17 protein-coding genes are annotated in these 17675 nt (G+C 73.0%); 9 read left to right on the top strand and 8 right to left on the bottom strand.

The features are described 5' to 3' along the window. Positions 1 to 85: 85 nt before the first annotated feature. The 3 genes from aceB to ACODT5_RS10840 all read right to left on the bottom strand — a co-directional run bounded on the left by aceB (position 86) and on the right by ACODT5_RS10840 (position 2746). A complete protein-coding gene (gene aceB, locus ACODT5_RS10850) occupies positions 86 to 1705 on the bottom strand; it encodes a malate synthase A (RefSeq protein WP_422518963.1) in 1620 nt (539 codons plus the stop codon). Positions 1706 to 1967: 262 nt separating this feature from the next. Then, a complete protein-coding gene (locus ACODT5_RS10845; RefSeq protein WP_422518962.1) occupies positions 1968 to 2609 on the bottom strand; it encodes a nucleotidyltransferase family protein in 642 nt (213 codons plus the stop codon). 11 nt (positions 2610 to 2620) lie between these two features. Continuing rightward, positions 2621 to 2746: a hypothetical protein gene (locus tag ACODT5_RS10840; RefSeq protein ID WP_422518961.1), complete on the bottom strand. Its 126-nt coding sequence runs from the start codon at positions 2744 to 2746 to the stop codon at positions 2621 to 2623. A gap of 88 nt (positions 2747 to 2834) precedes the next feature. Between ACODT5_RS10840 and yczR the strand changes: the two genes are divergently transcribed. Next, positions 2835 to 4325 (top strand): MocR-like transcription factor YczR, encoded by a 1491-nt coding sequence (yczR, locus tag ACODT5_RS10835; RefSeq protein ID WP_422518960.1) that lies wholly within the window; start codon positions 2835 to 2837, stop codon positions 4323 to 4325. Here yczR and ACODT5_RS10830 read toward each other — a convergent pair. The 3 genes from ACODT5_RS10830 to ACODT5_RS10820 all read right to left on the bottom strand — a co-directional run bounded on the left by ACODT5_RS10830 (position 4322) and on the right by ACODT5_RS10820 (position 6975). Next, positions 4322 to 4798 carry a hypothetical protein gene (locus ACODT5_RS10830; RefSeq protein ID WP_422518959.1) on the bottom strand — a complete coding sequence of 159 codons (477 nt, stop codon included), beginning with the start codon at positions 4796 to 4798 and terminating at the stop codon, positions 4322 to 4324. The two genes, yczR and ACODT5_RS10830, sit on opposite strands and share 4 nt — an antisense overlap. 357 nt (positions 4799 to 5155) lie before the next feature. Beyond that, a complete protein-coding gene (locus ACODT5_RS10825) occupies positions 5156 to 5791 on the bottom strand; it encodes a response regulator (protein WP_254381158.1) in 636 nt (211 codons plus the stop codon). Continuing rightward, positions 5788 to 6975: a sensor histidine kinase gene (locus tag ACODT5_RS10820; protein ID WP_422519622.1), complete on the bottom strand. Its 1188-nt coding sequence runs from the start codon at positions 6973 to 6975 to the stop codon at positions 5788 to 5790. The genes ACODT5_RS10825 and ACODT5_RS10820 overlap by 4 nt, the downstream gene beginning before the upstream one ends. Before the next feature lie 182 nt (positions 6976 to 7157). Between ACODT5_RS10820 and ACODT5_RS10815 the strand changes: the two genes are divergently transcribed. After that, the gene (locus ACODT5_RS10815; RefSeq protein WP_422518958.1) at positions 7158 to 8246 is read left to right on the top strand and encodes an ABC transporter permease; all 1089 of its coding nucleotides are present in this window, start codon (positions 7158 to 7160) and stop codon (positions 8244 to 8246) included. Next, complete coding sequence (locus ACODT5_RS10810) at positions 8243 to 8935, top strand: ABC transporter ATP-binding protein (RefSeq protein WP_422518957.1); 693 nt, start codon at positions 8243 to 8245, stop codon at positions 8933 to 8935. The genes ACODT5_RS10815 and ACODT5_RS10810 overlap by 4 nt, the downstream gene beginning before the upstream one ends. Before the next feature lie 165 nt (positions 8936 to 9100). Here ACODT5_RS10810 and ACODT5_RS10805 read toward each other — a convergent pair whose 3' ends face one another. Further along, entirely contained in the window at positions 9101 to 9901 is an 801-nt protein-coding gene (locus ACODT5_RS10805) for an IclR family transcriptional regulator (protein ID WP_385367555.1), read from the bottom strand. Between the two features lie 337 nt (positions 9902 to 10238). Between ACODT5_RS10805 and allB the strand changes: the two genes are divergently transcribed. The 6 genes from allB to ACODT5_RS10775 all read left to right on the top strand — a co-directional run bounded on the left by allB (position 10239) and on the right by ACODT5_RS10775 (position 16450). Next, positions 10239 to 11573 (top strand): allantoinase AllB, encoded by a 1335-nt coding sequence (allB, locus tag ACODT5_RS10800; protein WP_422519621.1) that lies wholly within the window; start codon positions 10239 to 10241, stop codon positions 11571 to 11573. A 2-nt stretch (positions 11574 to 11575) separates the two neighbouring features. Then, positions 11576 to 12694, top strand: coding sequence for an allantoicase (gene alc, locus ACODT5_RS10795; RefSeq protein WP_266903494.1), 1119 nt, complete (start codon positions 11576 to 11578; stop codon positions 12692 to 12694). 210 nt (positions 12695 to 12904) lie between these two features. Then, complete coding sequence (locus ACODT5_RS10790; protein WP_422518956.1) at positions 12905 to 13360, top strand: pyridoxamine 5'-phosphate oxidase family protein; 456 nt, start codon at positions 12905 to 12907, stop codon at positions 13358 to 13360. A 146-nt stretch (positions 13361 to 13506) separates the two neighbouring features. Continuing rightward, complete coding sequence (locus ACODT5_RS10785) at positions 13507 to 14121, top strand: dihydrofolate reductase family protein (protein WP_422518955.1); 615 nt, start codon at positions 13507 to 13509, stop codon at positions 14119 to 14121. Positions 14122 to 14283: 162 nt separating this feature from the next. Beyond that, positions 14284 to 15210: a DMT family transporter gene (locus ACODT5_RS10780; RefSeq protein WP_422518954.1), complete on the top strand. Its 927-nt coding sequence runs from the start codon at positions 14284 to 14286 to the stop codon at positions 15208 to 15210. Between the two features lie 55 nt (positions 15211 to 15265). After that, a complete protein-coding gene (locus tag ACODT5_RS10775) occupies positions 15266 to 16450 on the top strand; it encodes a cytochrome P450 family protein (RefSeq protein ID WP_422518953.1) in 1185 nt (394 codons plus the stop codon). Between the two features lie 98 nt (positions 16451 to 16548). Here ACODT5_RS10775 and ACODT5_RS10770 read toward each other — a convergent pair whose 3' ends face one another. Further along, on the bottom strand, positions 16549 to 17553 hold the full coding sequence (locus tag ACODT5_RS10770) for a Gfo/Idh/MocA family protein (protein WP_422518952.1): 1005 nt from the start codon (positions 17551 to 17553) through the stop codon (positions 16549 to 16551). Positions 17554 to 17675 lie beyond the last annotated feature (122 nt).

Below are 17675 nucleotides of genomic sequence, written 5' to 3'. Positions count from 1 at the left end.
ACGACAGCGCCCCCGGAGCCGGAAGGCTTCGGGGGCGCTGTCGTGGATGTTTCGGCTGCTGTGCGTTTCAGCCGAAGACGGGGTGTCAGCCGATGAGCTGGTCGTACGCGGGGAGGGTCAGGAAGTCCGCGTAGTCCGCGTCCAGGGAGACCTGGAGGAGGAGGTCGTGGGCCTGCTGCCACTTGCCGGAGGTGAAGGCCTCCTCGCCGACCTCGGCGCGGATCGCGGCGAGTTCGGCGGTGGCGACCTCGCGGGCCAGGTCGGCGGTGGCGAGCTTGCCGTTCTCGAAGACCACGCCGGCGTTGATCCACTGCCAGATCTGCGAGCGCGAGATCTCGGCGGTGGCGGCGTCCTCCATCAGGCCGAAGATGCCGACGGCGCCGAGGCCGCGCAGCCACGCCTCGATGTAGCGGATGCCGACCTGGACGGCGTTGCGCAGGCCGTCGTACGTGGGCTTCGCGTCGAGGGAATCGATCGCGATGAGCTCGCCCGGGGCCACGTGCACGTCCTCGCGGAGGCGGTCCTTCTGGTTGGGCTTCTCGCCCAGGACGGCGTCGAAGGAGGCCATCGCGATCGGGACCAGGTCGGGGTGGGCGACCCAGGAGCCGTCGAAGCCGTCGCCGGCCTCGCGGTCCTTGTCGGCCTTGACCTTCTCGAAGGCGACCTTGTTGACCTCGGCGTCCTTGCGGGACGGGATGAAGGCCGCCATGCCGCCGATGGCGTGCGCGCCGCGCTTGTGGCAGGTCTTGACCAGCAGCTCGGTGTACGCCCGCATGAAGGGCGCCGTCATCGTCACAGCGTTGCGGTCCGGCAGGACGAACTTCTCGCCGCCGTCACGGAAGTTCTTGACGATGGAGAAGAGGTAGTCCCAGCGGCCGGCGTTCAGGCCCGCCGCGTGGTCGCGCAGCTCGAAGAGGATCTCGTCCATCTCGTACGCGGCCGTGATCGTCTCGATCAGGACGGTCGCGCGGACGGTGCCCTGCGGGATGCCGACGTAGTCCTGGGAGAAGACGAAGATCTCGTTCCAGAGGCGCGCCTCCAGGTGGGACTCGGTCTTCGGCAGGTAGAAGTACGGGCCCTTGCCGAGCTCGATGAGGCGCTTGGCGTTGTGGAAGAAGTACAGGCCGAAGTCCACGAGCGAGCCGGAGGCCGGGCCGCCCTCGAACTGCAGGTGGCGCTCCTCCAGGTGCCAGCCGCGGGGGCGCATCACGACGGTGGCGAGCTCCTCGGCGGGCTTGAGGGCGTACGCCTTGCCCGTGCGGGCGTCGGTGAAGTCGATGCGGCGCTCGTAGGCGTCGATCAGGTTGAGCTGGCCGAGGACCACGTTCTCCCAGGTGGGAGCCGAGGCGTCCTCGAAGTCGGCGAGCCAGACCCTGGCGCCCGAGTTCAGGGCGTTGATGGTCATCTTGCGGTCGGTGGGACCGGTGATCTCCACACGGCGGTCGTTCAGCGCGGCCGGGGCCGGCGCCACCTTCCAGTCGCCCTCGCGGACCTGTGCGGTGTCCGGGAGGAAGTCGAGCGTGGAAGTACGGGCGATCTCGGCGCGGCGCACGGAGCGGCGGGCGAGGAGCTCGGCACGGCGCGGGGCGAACCGCCGGTGGAGCTCGGCCACGAAGGCGAGAGCCGCTTCCGTGAGTACCTCGTCCTGCCGGGGCAGGGGCTCGGCGTCGACGATGGCCAGCGATGACGGCGCTGGTGCGGACATATCTGTCACTCCTTCAGCGGCGGTGCCTGGCGGCCGCGGGGAATGCTCGCGCTGGACGGCACGCAGTGCCGTCGGGTGTGGAGAGTTCCGGGATACGGTCGCGGGCGCCGTCTGGGGGTTCAGGGCGCTTCTGACCAGTGGATAGTAATTTCCTCATGGTGGAAGTTCAATGGTTTGTTGATGTCGAGATTCTCTGAGTCGACAGATTCCGCTTCCCAGGCGCTTCCTCGTGGCCCTCAGTGCCATCGTGGTCACTGCCCGCTCAGGCGAGTCGTGCCAGGTCGGGAGGGGTGTCGATGTCGAAGGCCTCGGCGATGTCGCCGCACTCGACCAGCGTGAGCTCCGCCGCGTGCGCCGCGAGGTGCACCCGCGCGCCCTTGTCGCCCGTGGCCGTCGCCACGATGTCCGGCCAGCGGTCCGCCCCGAAGAGCACCGGGTGCCCGCGCTCGCCGTCGTAGGCCGCCGCCACCAGGCTCGCCGGGGAACGGTAGGCGGCCCGGACCCGGGCCACCGCCTCCGGGCCGATGCCCGGCTGGTCCACCAGGGAGACCAGGGCCGCGCCCGCGCCCGTACCGGCCAGCGAGGCGAGGCCGACCCGCAGGGAGGAGCCCATGCCCTCGGCCCAGTCCGGGTTGTCGGTCACCACGCAGCCGCTCAGGTCGGCGCGCTCGCGCACCTCGGCCGCGGAGGCGCCGAGCACCACGTGCAGCGGGCCGCAGCCCGCCTCGCGCAGGACCCGTACGGCGTTCTCCACCAGCGGGCGGCCCCGGTAGGTCAGCAGGGCCTTCGGGCGGCCGCCCAGGCGACGGCCGCCGCCGGCCGCGAGGAGCAGGCCCGCGATCACCGGGGGAGCGGAGCGGTCGGCTGCCGCTGGTGTGCTGTGGTGGCTTGTGTGGCGTGACATGTCACCGATTCTCACTCGCGCCGCAGGAGGCGTCGTACGGCGGCCAGCGCCGCCCCCACGCGCAGGGGCCGGGCGATCCGGTTCTCGGCGGCGGCGAGCAGGGCCCGTTCGTCACGGTCGGTCAGCCTCGTCAACATTGCGGCATCTCCTTGCCAATCGGCGGCCAATGCAGCGAGTCTGGACCTTGATTGGCCTGGCAGGCAGAGCCAATCAGGGGAGGTTGGCATGGCAAACGGGCGAGTGGTCCACACGGCGGACAGGATGATCGGCAGCCGCCAGCTCGCGGCCCTGCTCCCGGCGGAGGTACTGGCCCGCCCCGGCTACCGGGCCCTGGCCGACGCCGTCCGCACCCTGATCCTCGACGGCCGGATCGCCCTGCACGTGCGCCTGCCCGCCGAACGCGAGCTCGCCGAGGCGGTCGGCGCCAGCCGGGCCACCGTCACCGGCGCCTACGACCTCCTGCGCGAGAGCGGCTACGTCCGCAGCCGCCGCGGTTCCGGGACCTGGACCGAGCTCCCCGAAGGCCACCGCCCGGTCGGCGCGCACGCCATCGTCGGCGGCGGCTACAGCGCCGACGGCGACCCCGGCATCGACCTCGCCATCGCCGCCATGGGCGCCCCCGAGGACAGCCTCACCGACGCGGTGGCCTGGGCCGCGCCCAGACTCCCGGCCTTCGCCCGCAGCCCCGGCTACCACCCCTTCGGACTGCCCGACCTGCGGACCGCCATCGCCGAGCGGTTCACCCGGCGCGGACTGGCGACCCGCCCGGAGCAGATCCTCGTCACGGCGGGCGCGCAGCAGGCGTTCGCTCTGGTGGTGAGCCTGCTGTGCCGGCCCGGGGATCGGGTGATGACCGAGAACCCGACCTACGCCAACGCCCTGGACGCCCTGCGCCACGCGCGGCTTCGCACCGGGTCGATCGCCGTCTCCGACGCGGGCTGGGACCTGGAGATCGCCGAGTCCGCGCTGCGCCAGACCGTGCCGAGGCTCGCGTACGTGATCCCCGACTTCCACAACCCGACGGGCGCGCTGATGCCGGAGGAGCAGCGGCTGCGGCTGCTGGCGGCGACCCGGCGGACCGGTACCTGGCTGGTGGTCGACGAGACCATCGCCGACATCGCGCTCGACGTGCCGGCGCCCGCCCCGCTGGCCTCGCTGGCGCCGGGCGGGGCCGGCGGAGCCGATCACGTGATGACCATCGGCTCGCTGAGCAAGACGCACTGGGGCGGGCTGCGGGTCGGCTGGATCCGGGCCACCGCCAAGATGATCACGGAGCTCACGGCGGTACGGGTCGCGGCCGACATGACCGGCTCGGTCCTGGACCAGCTGGTGGCGCTGCCGCTGCTGGAGGGGCTGGAACGGACGCTGCCCGGCCGCCTGGAGCGGCTGCGCGAGCAGCGGGCCGCGCTGATCGCCTCGCTGGAGCGGCACACGCCGGAGTGGACCTGGCAGGTGGCGCCGGGCGGCCTCTCGCTCTGGGTGGACCTGGGCGAACCGGTCAGCTCCGCGCTCGCGGACCGGGCGGCGGCGGCCGGGGTCAACATCGGTCGGGGCGCGCGGTTCGGAGTGGACCCCGGGACCTTCGAGCACCGGCTGAGGATCCCGTACACCCTGACGGCGGACCGGCTGGACGAGGGCGTACGGAGGCTGGCGGAGGCCTTCCACGGGGGCGTGCCGCTGCCTTCGGCGGTGGAGCGGCCGTACTGGGTCGCCTAGGCCGTGGCCTGTGTCCTCCGGCGGAAGTAGGCGTTCGACGCCGGTCGGAACATCAGGAACACGGCCGTGAGGACGGCGGCCACATGGACGGCCCGGCTCGCGCCGAAGACCCAGTCCAGGGCGCCGGCCCGGGCGGCCGCGGCCGAGAGGGAGCCGCCGTCGAGTAGGTACCCGAGCGGCTGGAGCACCATCGAGGCCGTGCCGAGGACACCGAGGCCGAGCGCGAGGGCGAGGCGGGCCCATCGGGCGCCGCCGCGCATGCGGCGGGCGACGAGGACGGCGGCCGTGAAGACGGTGAGGCGGACGGCGAGGCCGGTGGCGATCTCCCCGGGGGAGCCGGTGCCGTCGGCGGTCGTCCTGCCGATCGCCAGGACGGTCTCGAACGCTCCGGCGGCGATGGCGGTGAGCCAGAGGGCGTGGGCGGTACGGGTCGCCCGCGGCGCGGTGGCGGCTGGGGCCGTGGTGGTGGTCATGGTGGCTCGCCTTCGGGGGTCGGTTGCTGCGACACCTCGAATGCTGGCGATTTCTGGGCGTGGGCACGCGCCGGGGGGCCGGTGGGGGCGGGCTGGGGGTATCCCCCCGGGTGGGCGGGGGCCAGTGGGTGGGTGCGGGTGGTCGGCCCTGCGGGGCGGAGTCCCCTACCCGCCCTTCCTCCGTTCCCAGGGCTCTGCCCTGACCCGGTCCTCAAGCGCCGGACGGGCTGGAGGGGTACCGGGCTGCGCCCGGACCCCCTGGGGCTCCGCCCCGGACCCCGGTCCTCAAACGCCGGACGGCTGAAAAGCCTCACCTGCCGGACGGCTTGAAAAGCCTCACCCGCCGGACGGCTGGATTTACGGCGTGCGGATCAGGCGGCGGGTTGCTGCCGCGGCTACGGCCGAGGTGCGGGAGTCGACGCCCAGTTTTGCGTAGATGTGGACCAGGTGGGATTTGACGGTGGCCTGGCTGAGGAAGAGCTGTTTGGAGATCTGCTGGTTCGACAGGCCGTCCGCGACCAGTTGGAGGACCTCCAGCTCGCGCTTGGTCAGGGCCTCCGCAGGGGTCCGCATGCGGTCCATCAGGCGCAGCGCCACCGCCGGGGCCAGCGCGGACTGGCCGGCCGCGGCGGTGCGGACCGCCGCCGCCAGTTCCTCCGGCGGGGCGTCCTTGAGGAGGTAGCCCGAGGCGCCCGCCTCCACCGCCGCCAGGATGTCCGCGTCCGTGTCGTACGTGGTCAGGACCAGCACCCGGGGGGACGGGGACCCGGCCGTGATCAGGGCCGTGGCCGCCGAGCCGTGCATGCCTCCGCCGGGTCCGAACTGGAGGTCCATCAGGACCACGTCGACCCCGGCGGAGCCGGCCAGCTCCACCGCGCGTTCCGCCGTCGCCGCCTCCGCCACCACCTCGAAGTCCGGCTCGGTGTCCAGCACCGCGCGCAGCCCGGCCCGGACCACCGGGTGGTCGTCGGCGAGGAGCAGCCGGATCGTCATGACAGGGCCTCCGCGGGCAGGGGAAGGGTGACGGCCACGGCGGTGCCCTGGCCCGGGGCGGATTCGACCGTGAACAGGCCGCTGAGGGTTTCGGCGCGCGAGCGCATCGCGGGCAGCCCGAAGCCGCCGTCACCGGAGGGCGCGGACGTGGGGTCGAAGCCCTTGCCGTCGTCGACGATGTCCAGGGTCACCGAGGAGTCCATGAAGGTCAGGGTGATCTCGGCGCGCCCGGCCCCCGCGTGCCGCACCACATTGGCCAGCGCCGACTGCGCGATCCGCAGCAGCGCCACCTCGTAGGGCGTGGGGAGGGGGCGCGCGGTGCCGCTCAGGGAGAAGCGGACCCGGGGGCCCGGCGCCCCCGAGCACAAGCGTTCCAGCGCGGCCGGCAGCGACCCGTGCTCCAGGTCCGGAGGCGTGAGGGCCCGTACGAAGCGACGCGCCTCGGCGAGGTTGTCCTGGGCGGCTTCCCGGGCCCGGCCGATGTGCGGGAGGGCCGCCGAGTCCCCGGGCAGGCTGCGCTCGGCGGCCCGCAGGAGGAGCTGGATGGAGGACAGGCCCTGCGCCAGGGTGTCGTGGATCTCCCTGGCCAGGCGCTCCCGCTCCGCCAGGATCCCGGCGCTCCGCTCGGCCGCGGCCAGCTCGGCCCGGGTGGTGATGAGCTCCTCGATCAGCTCGCGGCGCCGCTCGCTCTCCCGGTACAGCGCCTGGTAGCCCAGTACGGTCGCCACCGCCACGGCCCCGCCCAGCAGCGGCCCCAGGAAGGCCCCCGGGGTCACCGCGCCGCTGTGCGCGAGGAAGCCGCCGATCGCGGCCGCCGCCGTCACCGCGACGGCGGTCACGCCCCACCGCAGCCGCAGCAGGTGCAGCTCCAGGAAGTACAGCGGGAAGGCGATCCACAGCCCTTCGGGGGAGACCACGAGCAGCGCGGCCCAGGCCGCGCCCAGGGCGGCCAGCCACACCGCCCCGGCGCGCGCCGAGCTGTGCACCGCGGGGGTCCGTACGCCCGCCAGGTACACGGCGGCCAGCACCGCGCAGGCCGCGACCACCCAGCCCGCGCGCGGCGCGGAGTCGGCGACGGCCCGGCCGGCGGCGAGGGCGAGCAGGCCGAAGAGCAGCGCGTGCAGGCACAGCCGCAGGACGCGGGAGACGGGGGTGAGGGCGCGGGCGCCGGGGGCACCGGGCATGGCGGGCGGGGGGAGGGCGGGCGCCGGGGGCGGGAAGGGAGCAGTCATGGCCTGACCAGCGTAAGTCCGGGCCCGGAGGCCCCGGTCAACCAAAGGATTGATGTCTTGGTGCGTCCTTCGATACGAGGATCACTACTGTGGCGCGATGCCTTGTGTCCACGCGGAAGACCAAGGTGGGGAACATGTTCGTCGCATGGAGAGATCTACGGTTCGCGAAGGGCCGCTTCGCCCTGATGGGCTCGGTGGTGCTGCTGATCACGCTGCTGGTCGGCCTGTTGTCCGGGCTCACCGCCGGCCTGGCCCGGGAGAACATCTCGGCCATCACCGGCCTGCCCGCCACCACCCGCCTCGCGTTCGCCGCGCCCACCGGGGACCAGAAGGTCTCCTTCACCAACTCCCAGGTGCCCGAGAAGGCCTGGCTGGCCTGGCGGGAACAGCCGGGGGTCACCTCGGCGCATCCGCTGGGCATCCGCACCACCAACGTCGTCTCGGGTGAGCGCACGGCCGGCGTGTCCGTCTTCGGCGTGGATCCCGCGGGCTCCCTCGCGCCCCGGGGGAGCGGGCTCGCCCAGGGACAGGTGGTCCTCACGGAGAAGGCCGCCAAGGAGCTCGGCGGGCTGACCGCCGGGGGCAAGCTCAGGATCGGCCAGGTCGAGCTGACCGTCGCCGCGGTCTCCGGCACCGCCGCCTACAGCCACACCCCGGTCGTCTGGATGGACCTCAACGACTGGCAGCGCGTCGGGAACCCCGGCACCTCCATCGACACCCTCGCCACCGTCGTCGCCCTGGACGGCTCCGGCGTCGACTGGGCAGCCGGGGACGAGGCCACGGGCACCGAGGCCCAGACCATCGACGGGGCGCTGAGCGCGATCGGCTCCTACACCTCGGAGAACGGCTCGCTCCAGCTGATGCGCGGGTTCCTCTTCGCCATCTCGGCCCTGGTCATAGGGGCCTTCTTCACCGTGTGGACCATCCAGCGCAGCGGGGACATCGCCGTGCTGAAGGCACTGGGTGCCTCCACCCCGTACCTGCTCAAGGACGCCCTCGGGCAGGCCGTGGTGATGCTGGCGCTCGGCACCGGTGCGGGCACCGCGCTCGCGGCCGGCTTCGGAGCGCTGATCAGCGGCGGTGACGTGCCCTTCGTCCTCGACGCCGCCACCGTGCTGGTCCCGGCCGCCGTCATGATCGCGCTCGGCGCGCTGGGCGCCGCCCTGTCCATCCGGCGGATCACCGCCGTAGACCCCCTGACCGCTCTCGGGAGCGCCCGATGACCCTGCTCGTGCACGACGTGACGCTCACCTACCCGGACGGCGACGGCCGCCTCACCGCGCTGGACGCGGTCGGCCTGGAGGTGCCGGCCGGCACCCTGACGGCCGTGGTCGGACCCTCCGGATCCGGGAAGTCCAGCCTGCTGGCGGTCGCCGCCACCCTCGTCACGCCCGACGCGGGACGGGTGGTCGTGGCCGGGCAGGACACCTCGGCGCTCGGCGCGGGCGAGAAGTCGGCGCTGCGCCGGGAGAAGATCGGCATCGTCTTCCAGCAGCCGAACCTGCTGGCCTCGCTCACCGCCGCCGAACAGCTCCAGGTCATGGCCCACCTGTCCGGCCGGCCCGCGCGCACCCTGCGCCGGCGGGCCCTGGAGCTGCTGGACGCGGTGGGACTGGCCGACAAGGCCGACAAGCGGCCGCACCAGCTCTCCGGGGGGCAGCGCCAGCGGATCAACATTGCCCGCGCCCTGATGAACGACCCCGCCGTGCTGCTGGTCGACGAGCCCACCAGCGCCCTCGACCACGAGCGCGGCGCCGCGATCCTGGACCTGCTGGTCACCCTCACCCGGGAGCGCTCCACCGCCACCGTCCTGGTCACCCACGACCACGCGCACCTGGAGCGGATGGACGCCACGGCGACGATGACCGACGGCCGCCTCACGCAGGGTGCGCGGTCCGTCCCGGCGGCCTGACCGGCGAGATCTCCTCCTCAGCCCCTCCGGCGGCCCGGCCGGAGGGGCTCCCCTACGTAGCCCGGGCGGTCCCGGCCGCCGGAGGGCCGGGGGAGTACGCGAGAGCCCGGCGCCCCCCTGGAGGGGGCGCCGGGCTCTTTCTCGGGTCTACCGCCCGGCCAGGGCCTACGCCGGGTTCTGGCTCTGCAGGGCCACCGACAGCTCGGCCGCGACGCCCTGGAGGATCGGCACGAAGGACTCGGCCACGGCCTCGGTCACCCGGCCGGCCGGGCCGGAGATGGAGATCGCGGCGGCGGTCGGCGAGTTCGGCACGGAGACCGCCAGGCAGCGGACTCCTATTTCCTGCTCGTTGTCGTCGACCGCGTAGCCCACCCGCCGGACGACCTCCAGGGCCTCCAGGAAGCCCTCGGGCGTGGTGATGGTCTTCTCGGTCGCGGCCGGCATCCCGGTGCGCGAGAGCAGGGCCCGTACCTCGTCCGCGGGGGTGTAGGCGAGCAGCGCCTTGCCCACGCCGGTGGAGTGCGGCAGCACGCGGCGGCCGACCTCGGTGAACATGCGCATGGAGTGCTTGGACGGCACCTGGGCGACGTAGACGATCTCGTCCCCGTCGAGCAGGGCCATGTTCGCGGTCTCGCCGGTCTCCTCCACCAGGCGTGCCAGGTAGGGGCGGGCCCAGGTGCCCAGCAGACGCGACGCGGACTCGCCGAGGCGGATCAGCCGGGGTCCGAGGGAGTAACGTCGGTTGGGCTGCTGCCGGACGTAGCCGCACGCCACGAGGGTGCGCATGAGGCGATGGATGGTGGGCAGCGGCAGACCGCTGGCGGCGGAGAGCTCGCTGAGGCCGACTTCGCCTCCGGCATCGGCCATGCGTTCGAGCAGATCGAAGGCGCGCTCAAGGGACTGGACGCCACCGCTGGCGGTGGGCTTGGTGGAGGCGTCGGTGGTGCTGGCGCTGGACGTCGGCACGGGCGCGGTCCTTTCGGTGCTGGCAGGCAAGCAAGCAGCCTACCGGTCGGTCTGCGTCGGCCCTAGAGCCGGGGCAATGCCGTCCCCGCCGGTCAGAGGCGGTTTGTCCTGGTGGTGGACGTCCTCGGGAAGTCGCCCGTCCGGTTCCCGGTGGCGGTAGCTACATTCTGCATAGCGAAATCTTAATTCCATCCTGTGGAAACCTCCAATTGCGATACGCCGCCGTCAGTGGTCCGTCCGGGCGCTCTTGACTGGTTCCGGATCGACGGGAAGACTCCGTCAACAGAACGTTGAATTTCGCTCTGTGGAAGTAGATGGGGAGGTTCCGGTGTCCGACCTGGCTGTGGAACTGGTACTGCGCTCGACGCGCGTCATCACCCCCGAGGGGACGCGTGCCGCTTCGGTGGCCGTCGCCGGCGGGAAGATCGCGGCCGTGCTGCCGTACGAGGCCGACGTACCGGCCGGTGCCCGGCTGGAGGACTTCGGCGACGACGTGCTCCTCCCCGGCCTGGTCGACACCCACGTCCACGTGAACGACCCCGGTCGCACGGAGTGGGAAGGCTTCTGGACGGCCACCCGCGCCGCCGCGGCCGGTGGCATCACCACCATCCTCGACATGCCGCTGAACTCCCTGCCGCCGACCACGACCACCGCCAACCTGGTGGTCAAGCAGGACGTCGCCCGGACCAAGGCGCACGTGGACGTCGGCTTCTGGGGCGGTGCGCTGCCGGACAACGTCAAGGACCTGCGCCCGCTGCACGACGCCGGCGTCTTCGGCTTCAAGTGCTTCCTGTCGCCCTCCGGCGTCGACGAGTTCCCCCTGCTCGACCAGGAGCAGCTGGCCGCCTCGCTCGCCGAGATCACCGGCTTCGGCGGCCTGCTGATCGTGCACGCCGAGGACCCGCACCACCTGGAGTCCGCGCCGCAGAACGCGGGCCCCAAGTACGCCGACTTCCTGGCCTCCCGCCCCCAGGACGCCGAGAACACCGCGATCCAGAACCTGATCGACCAGGCGAAGCGACTGAACGCGCGCGTCCACGTCCTGCACCTGTCCTCCGCCTCCGCGCTGCCGCTGATCGCCGCGGCCAAGGCCGAGGGCGTGCAGATCACCGTCGAGTCCTGCCCGCACTTCCTCACCCTCACGGCCGAGGAAGTCCCGGACGGCGCGACCGAGTTCAAGTGCTGCCCGCCCATCCGCGAGTCCGCCAACCAGGACGTCCTGTGGGACGCGCTCGCCGACGGCACGATCGACTGCATCGTCTCCGACCACTCCCCCTCCACCGCGGACCTCAAGACCGGCGACTTCGCCACCGCGTGGGGCGGCATCTCCTCCCTCCAGCTCGGCCTGCCGGCCATCTGGACCGAGGCCAAGAAGCGCGGCCGCACCCTCGAGGACGTCGTCCGCTGGATGTCCGCCGCCCCGGCCGCCCTCGCCGGTCTGGCGAGCAAGGGCGCGATCGAGGCCGGCCGCGACGCCGACTTCGCCGTCCTGGCCCCCGAAGAGACCTTCACCGTGGACCCCGCGGAACTGCACCACCGCAACCAGGTCACGGCGTACGCGGGCAAGACCCTGCACGGCGTCGTGAAGTCCACCTGGCTGCGCGGCGCGCAGATCGCCGACCACGGCACCCCGTCCGAGCCCACCGGCCGACTCCTTGAAAGGCAGAACTGACAGTGGCGATTGAATCCTTCACCGGCAACGCGAACCCGTACGGAGGCGGCGACCCGTACGCGGACTACCGCAGCGCGGACTTCCCGTTCACCCAGTACGCGAACCTCGCCGCCCGTGAGCTCGGCGCCGGTGTCATCGAGGCCAACGACGAGTTCTTCGCCCAGCGCGAGAACCTGCTGATCTCCGAGGCCGCGCACTTCGACCCCGAGGACTTCGGTCACAAGGGCAAGGTCATGGACGGCTGGGAGACCCGCCGCCGCCGCGGCATCTCCGCCACCCAGCCCTGGCCGACCCCCGAGGACCACGACTGGGCGCTCGTCCGCCTGGGCGCCCCCGGCGTCATCCGCGGCATCGTCGTGGACACCGCCCACTTCCGCGGCAACATGCCGCAGGCCGTCTCCGTAGAGGCCACCAACTGGGAGGGCGCCCTCGCGCCGACCCCGGCGGAGCTCCAGGGCGACGACATCAAGTGGACGACCATCGTCGCCCGCACCACCGTCGGCGGCCACGCGGCCAACGGCTTCGAGATCGACGCCGAGCAGCGCTTCACGCACCTGCGCGTCAACCAGCACCCCGACGGCGGCATCGCCCGCCTGCGCGTCTACGGCGAGGTCGTCCCCGACCCCAAGTGGCTCGCGGCGCTCGGCTCCTTCGACGTGGTGGCCCTGGAGAACGGCGGCTCCGTCCAGGACGCCTCCAACCGCTTCTACTCCCCGCCGACCAACACCATCAACCCGGGCCGCTCCCGCAAGATGGACGACGGCTGGGAGACCGCCCGCCGCCGCGACAACGGCAACGACTGGATCCGCTACCAGCTCGTCGCCGAGTCCGAGATCCGCGCCGTCGAGATCGACACCGCGTACCTCAAGGGCAACTCGGCCGGCTGGGCCTCGCTGTCGATCAAGACGGGCGAGGAGGGCGAGTGGACGGAGTTCCTGCCGCGCACCCGCCTGCAGCCCGACACCAACCACCGCTTCGTGCTCGACGCCCCGGCGGTCGGCACGCACGTGCGCATCGACATCTTCCCGGACGGCGGCTTCTCCCGCCTGCGCCTCTTCGGCGCGCTGACGGAGGCCGGCACCGCCGCGCACACCGCCCGTCACCAGGAGCTGGGCGGCTGACGCCACCCTCGTGACCGCCCCGGGAGCCGACACTCCCGGGGCATGCCCGAACACCCCGCAGGGGCGCACCGTTTCGACGGCGCGCCCCTGCGGGCTTCGTGCCCAGCGGCCTTCGTACCCGGCGGACTCGATGCCTCCGCGGGGTCCGCGCCCCGGCCGGACGCGCGCCCGGCTAGCCTGCCGCTACGGCGATCACCCAGGGGGGCCACGATGGCGCAGAGCACACCACGCACGACGGAGCAGCGGCGCAAGGACGCGCTGGCCCGGTTCGAGAGCGACATCGACGTCTGGGTCGCCACCGCGGACGCCGAGGGCGTCGCCTGTCTCGTGCCCCTCTCGTTCCGGTGGGACGGCGAGGCCTTCCTGCTGTCGACCGGACGCACCCTGCCCACCGGACGCAACCTCGCGGCGAGCGGCCGTGCGCGCCTCGCCTTCGGCACGACCCGCGACGTGGTCCTCGTCGGGGGCTCCGTGACCCGGCTGGAGGCGGCGGAGCTCGCGCCCGGCGAGATCGAGGCCTTCGCGGCGCACTCCGGCTTCGACCCGAGCAGCCTCAAGACGCCCTATCCGTACTTCCGGGTCACGCCCGTGTGGATCCAGGCCTGGCGAGAGGTGAACGAGATCGCCGGACGCGACCTGATGAAGGCCGGCTCCTGGCTGACCTGACGGCCCAGGGGGTGTCTTGCCGATCGGAAACGGACCCGTCGTTCGGGCGCGCCGGACCGATGAGTTCCGGGCGGCCCGGGAGTCTGAACCCGTGACAGCCGGCGTACCGGAGTCGTCGGCGTACCGGAGCCAAGGAGCGCAGAGCCATGGGCAAGCTGACCCTCACCACCTTCCTGACCCTCGACGGTGTGATGCAGGCCCCCGGCGGGCCGGAGGAGGACACCAGCGGCGGGTTCTCGTACGGCGGGTGGCTCGTGCCCTTCGCCGACGAGGGCATGGGGGAGTTCGTCACCGAGGTCTTCGACCGGGCCGGGGCCTTCCTGCTCGGGCGCCGGACCTACGAGATCTTCGCCTCGTACTGGCCGCAGCACGCCGACTCCGCCGACCCGGTCGCGAGCAGGCTCAACCGGCTGCCCAAGTACGTGGCCTCGACCACGCTCAAGGAGCCGGCCTGGGGCCCCGCCGCCGTGATCGACGGGGAGCAGCTGCAGAGCGAGGTAGTACGGGTCAAGGACGCGACCGAGGGGGAGCTGCAAGTGCACGGCAGCGGCGCGCTCGCGCAGTGGCTGCTGGCACGGGACCTGGTGGACGAGCTGAACCTGCTGGTCTTCCCGGTCTTCCTGGGCGGCGGACGGCGGCTGTTCCCGACGGGCGGGCTGCCGACGGCCTTCGAGCTGAAGGACTCCCGGACCACCTCGGCCGGCACGGCCATCCACACCTACCGGCCGAAGGGACGCGCCGCGTTCGGCACCTTCGCCTGACACGGGCCCTGGCCTGCGGCTCCACGGGTCCGCGGGCCCGCCGGCGGGCGGCGGCGCCCGGGGATCAAAAGGCTCGACCGGCCGATCACGCTCGGGTAGCTTGGGCCCTTCCCCCGTGCGAGCCGCCGAAGTCTCCACCTGCCTTCTGCCGTTGGAGAACCGGTGTCCACCGTCGCCGCCCCCACCCCCACCCCCGCTCCCGTCGCCTCGCCCCGCAGGGCCTGGCTCGCCGATCTGCCGGTGCTGCTCGTCGCCGTCGTCTGGGGCGGCAGCTACCTCGCCGCCAAGGGCGTCACCACCACGCACACCGTGATCGCGGTGCTCGTCCTGCGCTTCGCGCTGGTCCTGCCCGTCCTCGTCATCGCGGGCCGGCGCCGGCTGCGCGCGCTCACCCCCGCTCAACTGCGCGGCGCCGGAGCGCTGGGACTCGTACTCGGCGGAATCTTCCTGCTGGAGACCTACGGGGTCGTCCACACCTCCGCCACCAACGCCGGGCTCATCATCAGCCTGACCATGATCTTCACCCCGCTCGCCGAGTCCGCCGTCCGCCGCGAAGCGCCCTCGCCCGCCTTCCTCGGCGCCGCGGCCGTCTCCGTCTGCGGAGTCGTCCTGCTCACCCAGGGCGCGGGCTTCACCACCCCGAGCCTCGGCGACCTGCTCATCCTCGGCGCCGCGCTCGCGCGGACGGTGCACGTCCTGCTCATGGCCCGGATCAAGGCCGTGCAGGAGGCGGACTCGCTCTCCCTGACCACCGTCCAGCTCGGGACCGCGGTCGCCGTGTTCGCCGTACTGGCCCTGCTGCCCGGCACCGGCGCGAGCCCGTGGGCCGCCGCCGCCGACTTCGGCCCGGCCGAGTGGGCGGGACTCGCCTTCCTCTCCGTCTTCTGCACCCTGTTCGCCTTCTTCGTGCAGATGTGGGCCGTCCGCCGCACCTCCCCCTCCCGCGTCAGCCTGCTGCTCGGCACCGAACCCCTGTGGGCCGCGGCGGCGGGCATCGCCATCGGCGGCGAGCAGCTCGGCGCGGCCGGGTTCGCGGGGGTCGCGCTCGTACTCGCGGGTACCGCCTGGGGACGGCGCGCGGCTGGCTGAGCAAATGGCCGAAACCCGCTCCGGAGTAGATCAACTCCCGGTCTAGGGTGGCCACATGCCGGTCCTGGACCTCAGTACGATCGCCGAAGACTTCAACGAGAATCCGTACCCCCACTACGCGCGCCTGCGTGCGGAGGGGCCCGTCCACCGCGTGAAGGCGGCCGACGGCCAGGAGGTCTGGCTGATCGTCGGCCACCAGGAGGCCCGCCAGGCCCTCACGCACCCCGCGGTGTCCAAGAACTGGCTGACCGCCGGGCTCTACACCGACCGGGAGCGGACCGAGTCCAGCGCCAACATGATGCGCGCCGACCCGCCGGACCACACCCGGCTGCGCCGACTGGTCTCCCGCTCCTTCGCACCCGGCCGGATCGAGACGCTGCGCCCGCGCATCCAGGAGATCGTCGACGGGCTCCTCGACGGGATGGAGGCCCTCCCGGAGCGCCGCGCCGACCTGATCGAGGCCTTCGCCCAGCCGCTGCCCATGACCGTGATCTGCGAGCTCCTCGGGGTCGGGGTGGCCGACCGCGACGCCTTCCACGGCTGGATCACCGAGATGGTCTCGCCCACCGGGGTCGAGTCCGAGAACGCGGCCGTGCGCGCCATGACCGCCTACACGGCCGGGCTCGTCGACGCCAAGATCGCCGATCCGGGCGAGGACCTGCTCAGCGACTGGGTGACCAGCCGGGGGGACGGGGGAGACCGGCTCTCCCGCCAGGAACTGGTCGCCATGGCCGTCCTGATGATGGTCGGCGGGCACGAGACCACCGTGCACCTGGTCTCCAACGGGATGCGGGCGCTCCTGACCCACCCCGACCAGCTCGCCGCCCTGCGCGCCGACCCGGACGGACTGATCGACGGCGCCGTCGAGGAGATCCTGCGCTACGACGGCCCGGTGGAGACGGCCACGTTCCGCTTCGCCGCCACGGACCTGGAGATCGGCGGCACCTTCATCGAGGCCGGCTCCGGCGTCCTCGTCTGCCTGGCCGCCGCGGACCGGGACCCCGCCCGCTTCGACCGCCCCGACACCTTCGACATCCACCGCACCTGCCGCGGCGGGCACATCGCCTTCGGACACGGCATCCACCACTGCGTCGCCGCCCCGCTCGGCCGGCTGGAGGGCCGGATCGCGATCCGGTCCCTGGTGGAGCGCTTCCCGGACCTCCGGGAGGAGCCGGCCGTCCTCGCATGGTCGCCGGGGACCCTGATCCGCGGGACGACCCGGCACCCGGTGTCCTGGTAGCCGGCGTGGACGGGACGGGAGCCTCGGACGGCTCGGACGGCTCGGACGGCTCGGACGCCTCGGACGGCTTACGGGCCCCGGGGATCCGCCCGCGGCCCTCAGAGGTCCGGGAGCTCCTCCAGGGCCACCCTGCGCCGCTCCCGCCGCGAGAGCTCGCAGGCCTCCGCCACGCGGAACGCGGCGAGCGCCTCGACGCCGTCGCACGGATTGGGGCCCTCGCCCCGCACCAGCCGGACGAAGGCCGCCAGCTCGGCCTCGTAGGCGGGAGCGAAGCGTTCCAGGAACCCGGCCCAGGGCTTGGTCGCCGGGGGCGGTCCCTGCGGTTCGGTCGAGGCGATCGGCGTACGGTCGTCCAGCCCGGTGGAGACCTGGTCCAGCTCCCCGGCCAGCTCCATCCGTACGTCGTACCCGGCGCCGTTGCACCGCGTACCGGTACTGGAGACCAGCGTCCCGTCGTCCAGGGTGAGGACGGCGGAGGCCGTGTCGATGTCACCCGCCTCCCGGAACCGCGGCGGCCCCGCGTCCGACCCCGTCGCGTACACCTCGCTCACCTCGTGCCCGGTCACCCAGCGGACCATGTCGAAGTCGTGCACCAGGCAGTCCCGGTACAGCCCGCCCGAGGTCCGCAGGTACTCGGCGCCCGGCGGCGAGGGATCCGCGGTCGTGGTCCGTACGGTGTGCAGCCGGCCCAGGGCTCCGGAGCGGACCAGCTCGCGCGCCGTCGTGTAGCCCGCGTCGAACCGGCGCATGAAGCCGATCTGGAGCACTCCGCCGGCCGAGGCCACCTCGCGCAGCACCGCCAGGGTCCGCTCCAGGTCCGGGGCGACCGGCTTCTCGCAGAACACCGGCAGCCCGCCGCGGACGGCCCGTACGACGAGGTCCGCGTGCCCCTCGGTGGCGCAGGACACCACGAGGGCGTCCACGCCCCAGGTGAAGATCTGCTCGACGGTGGGCGCGGCGGTGGCCCCGAGCCGGTCGGCGAGGCGCGCCGCCCGCGCGGGGTCGGCGTCGGCGAGCAGGAGCGAGCTCGCGTCCGCCTGGCGGGCCAGTGCCGACGCGTGGAAGGAACCGATCCGGCCCGTGCCGATGATCCCGATGCGCATGCACTCAACGTGGCCCCGTCCGGGGGAGCTGTCAATCTGCCCCGCTGTGTCCGGCACGGTCCGCAATGGCCCCGATGACCTTGCATGGTGCACTGTGACGGATACTGGGCGGCTGCGACTCG

The organism is Streptomyces tatrensis (genome assembly GCF_049310065.1).
Lineage (GTDB): Bacteria > Actinomycetota > Actinomycetes > Streptomycetales > Streptomycetaceae > Streptomyces.
This window is presented reverse-complemented; position numbering and strand designations above follow the sequence as displayed.

Coding starts and splice junctions, on each gene's coding strand:
- aceB (WP_422518963.1), bottom strand. CDS start 1,705: ATGTCCGCACCAGCGCCGTCATCGCTGGCCATCGTCGACGCCGAGCCC.
- ACODT5_RS10845 (WP_422518962.1), bottom strand. CDS start 2,609: ATGTCACGCCACACAAGCCACCACAGCACACCAGCGGCAGCCGACCGC.
- ACODT5_RS10840 (WP_422518961.1), bottom strand. CDS start 2,746: ATGTTGACGAGGCTGACCGACCGTGACGAACGGGCCCTGCTCGCCGCC.
- yczR (WP_422518960.1), top strand. CDS start 2,835: ATGGCAAACGGGCGAGTGGTCCACACGGCGGACAGGATGATCGGCAGC.
- ACODT5_RS10830 (WP_422518959.1), bottom strand. CDS start 4,798: ATGACCACCACCACGGCCCCAGCCGCCACCGCGCCGCGGGCGACCCGT.
- ACODT5_RS10825 (WP_254381158.1), bottom strand. CDS start 5,791: ATGACGATCCGGCTGCTCCTCGCCGACGACCACCCGGTGGTCCGGGCC.
- ACODT5_RS10820 (WP_422519622.1), bottom strand. CDS start 6,975: ATGCCCGGTGCCCCCGGCGCCCGCGCCCTCACCCCCGTCTCCCGCGTC.
- ACODT5_RS10815 (WP_422518958.1), top strand. CDS start 7,158: ATGTTCGTCGCATGGAGAGATCTACGGTTCGCGAAGGGCCGCTTCGCC.
- ACODT5_RS10810 (WP_422518957.1), top strand. CDS start 8,243: ATGACCCTGCTCGTGCACGACGTGACGCTCACCTACCCGGACGGCGAC.
- ACODT5_RS10790 (WP_422518956.1), top strand. CDS start 12,905: ATGGCGCAGAGCACACCACGCACGACGGAGCAGCGGCGCAAGGACGCG.
- ACODT5_RS10785 (WP_422518955.1), top strand. CDS start 13,507: ATGGGCAAGCTGACCCTCACCACCTTCCTGACCCTCGACGGTGTGATG.
- ACODT5_RS10775 (WP_422518953.1), top strand. CDS start 15,266: ATGCCGGTCCTGGACCTCAGTACGATCGCCGAAGACTTCAACGAGAAT.
- ACODT5_RS10770 (WP_422518952.1), bottom strand. CDS start 17,553: ATGCGCATCGGGATCATCGGCACGGGCCGGATCGGTTCCTTCCACGCG.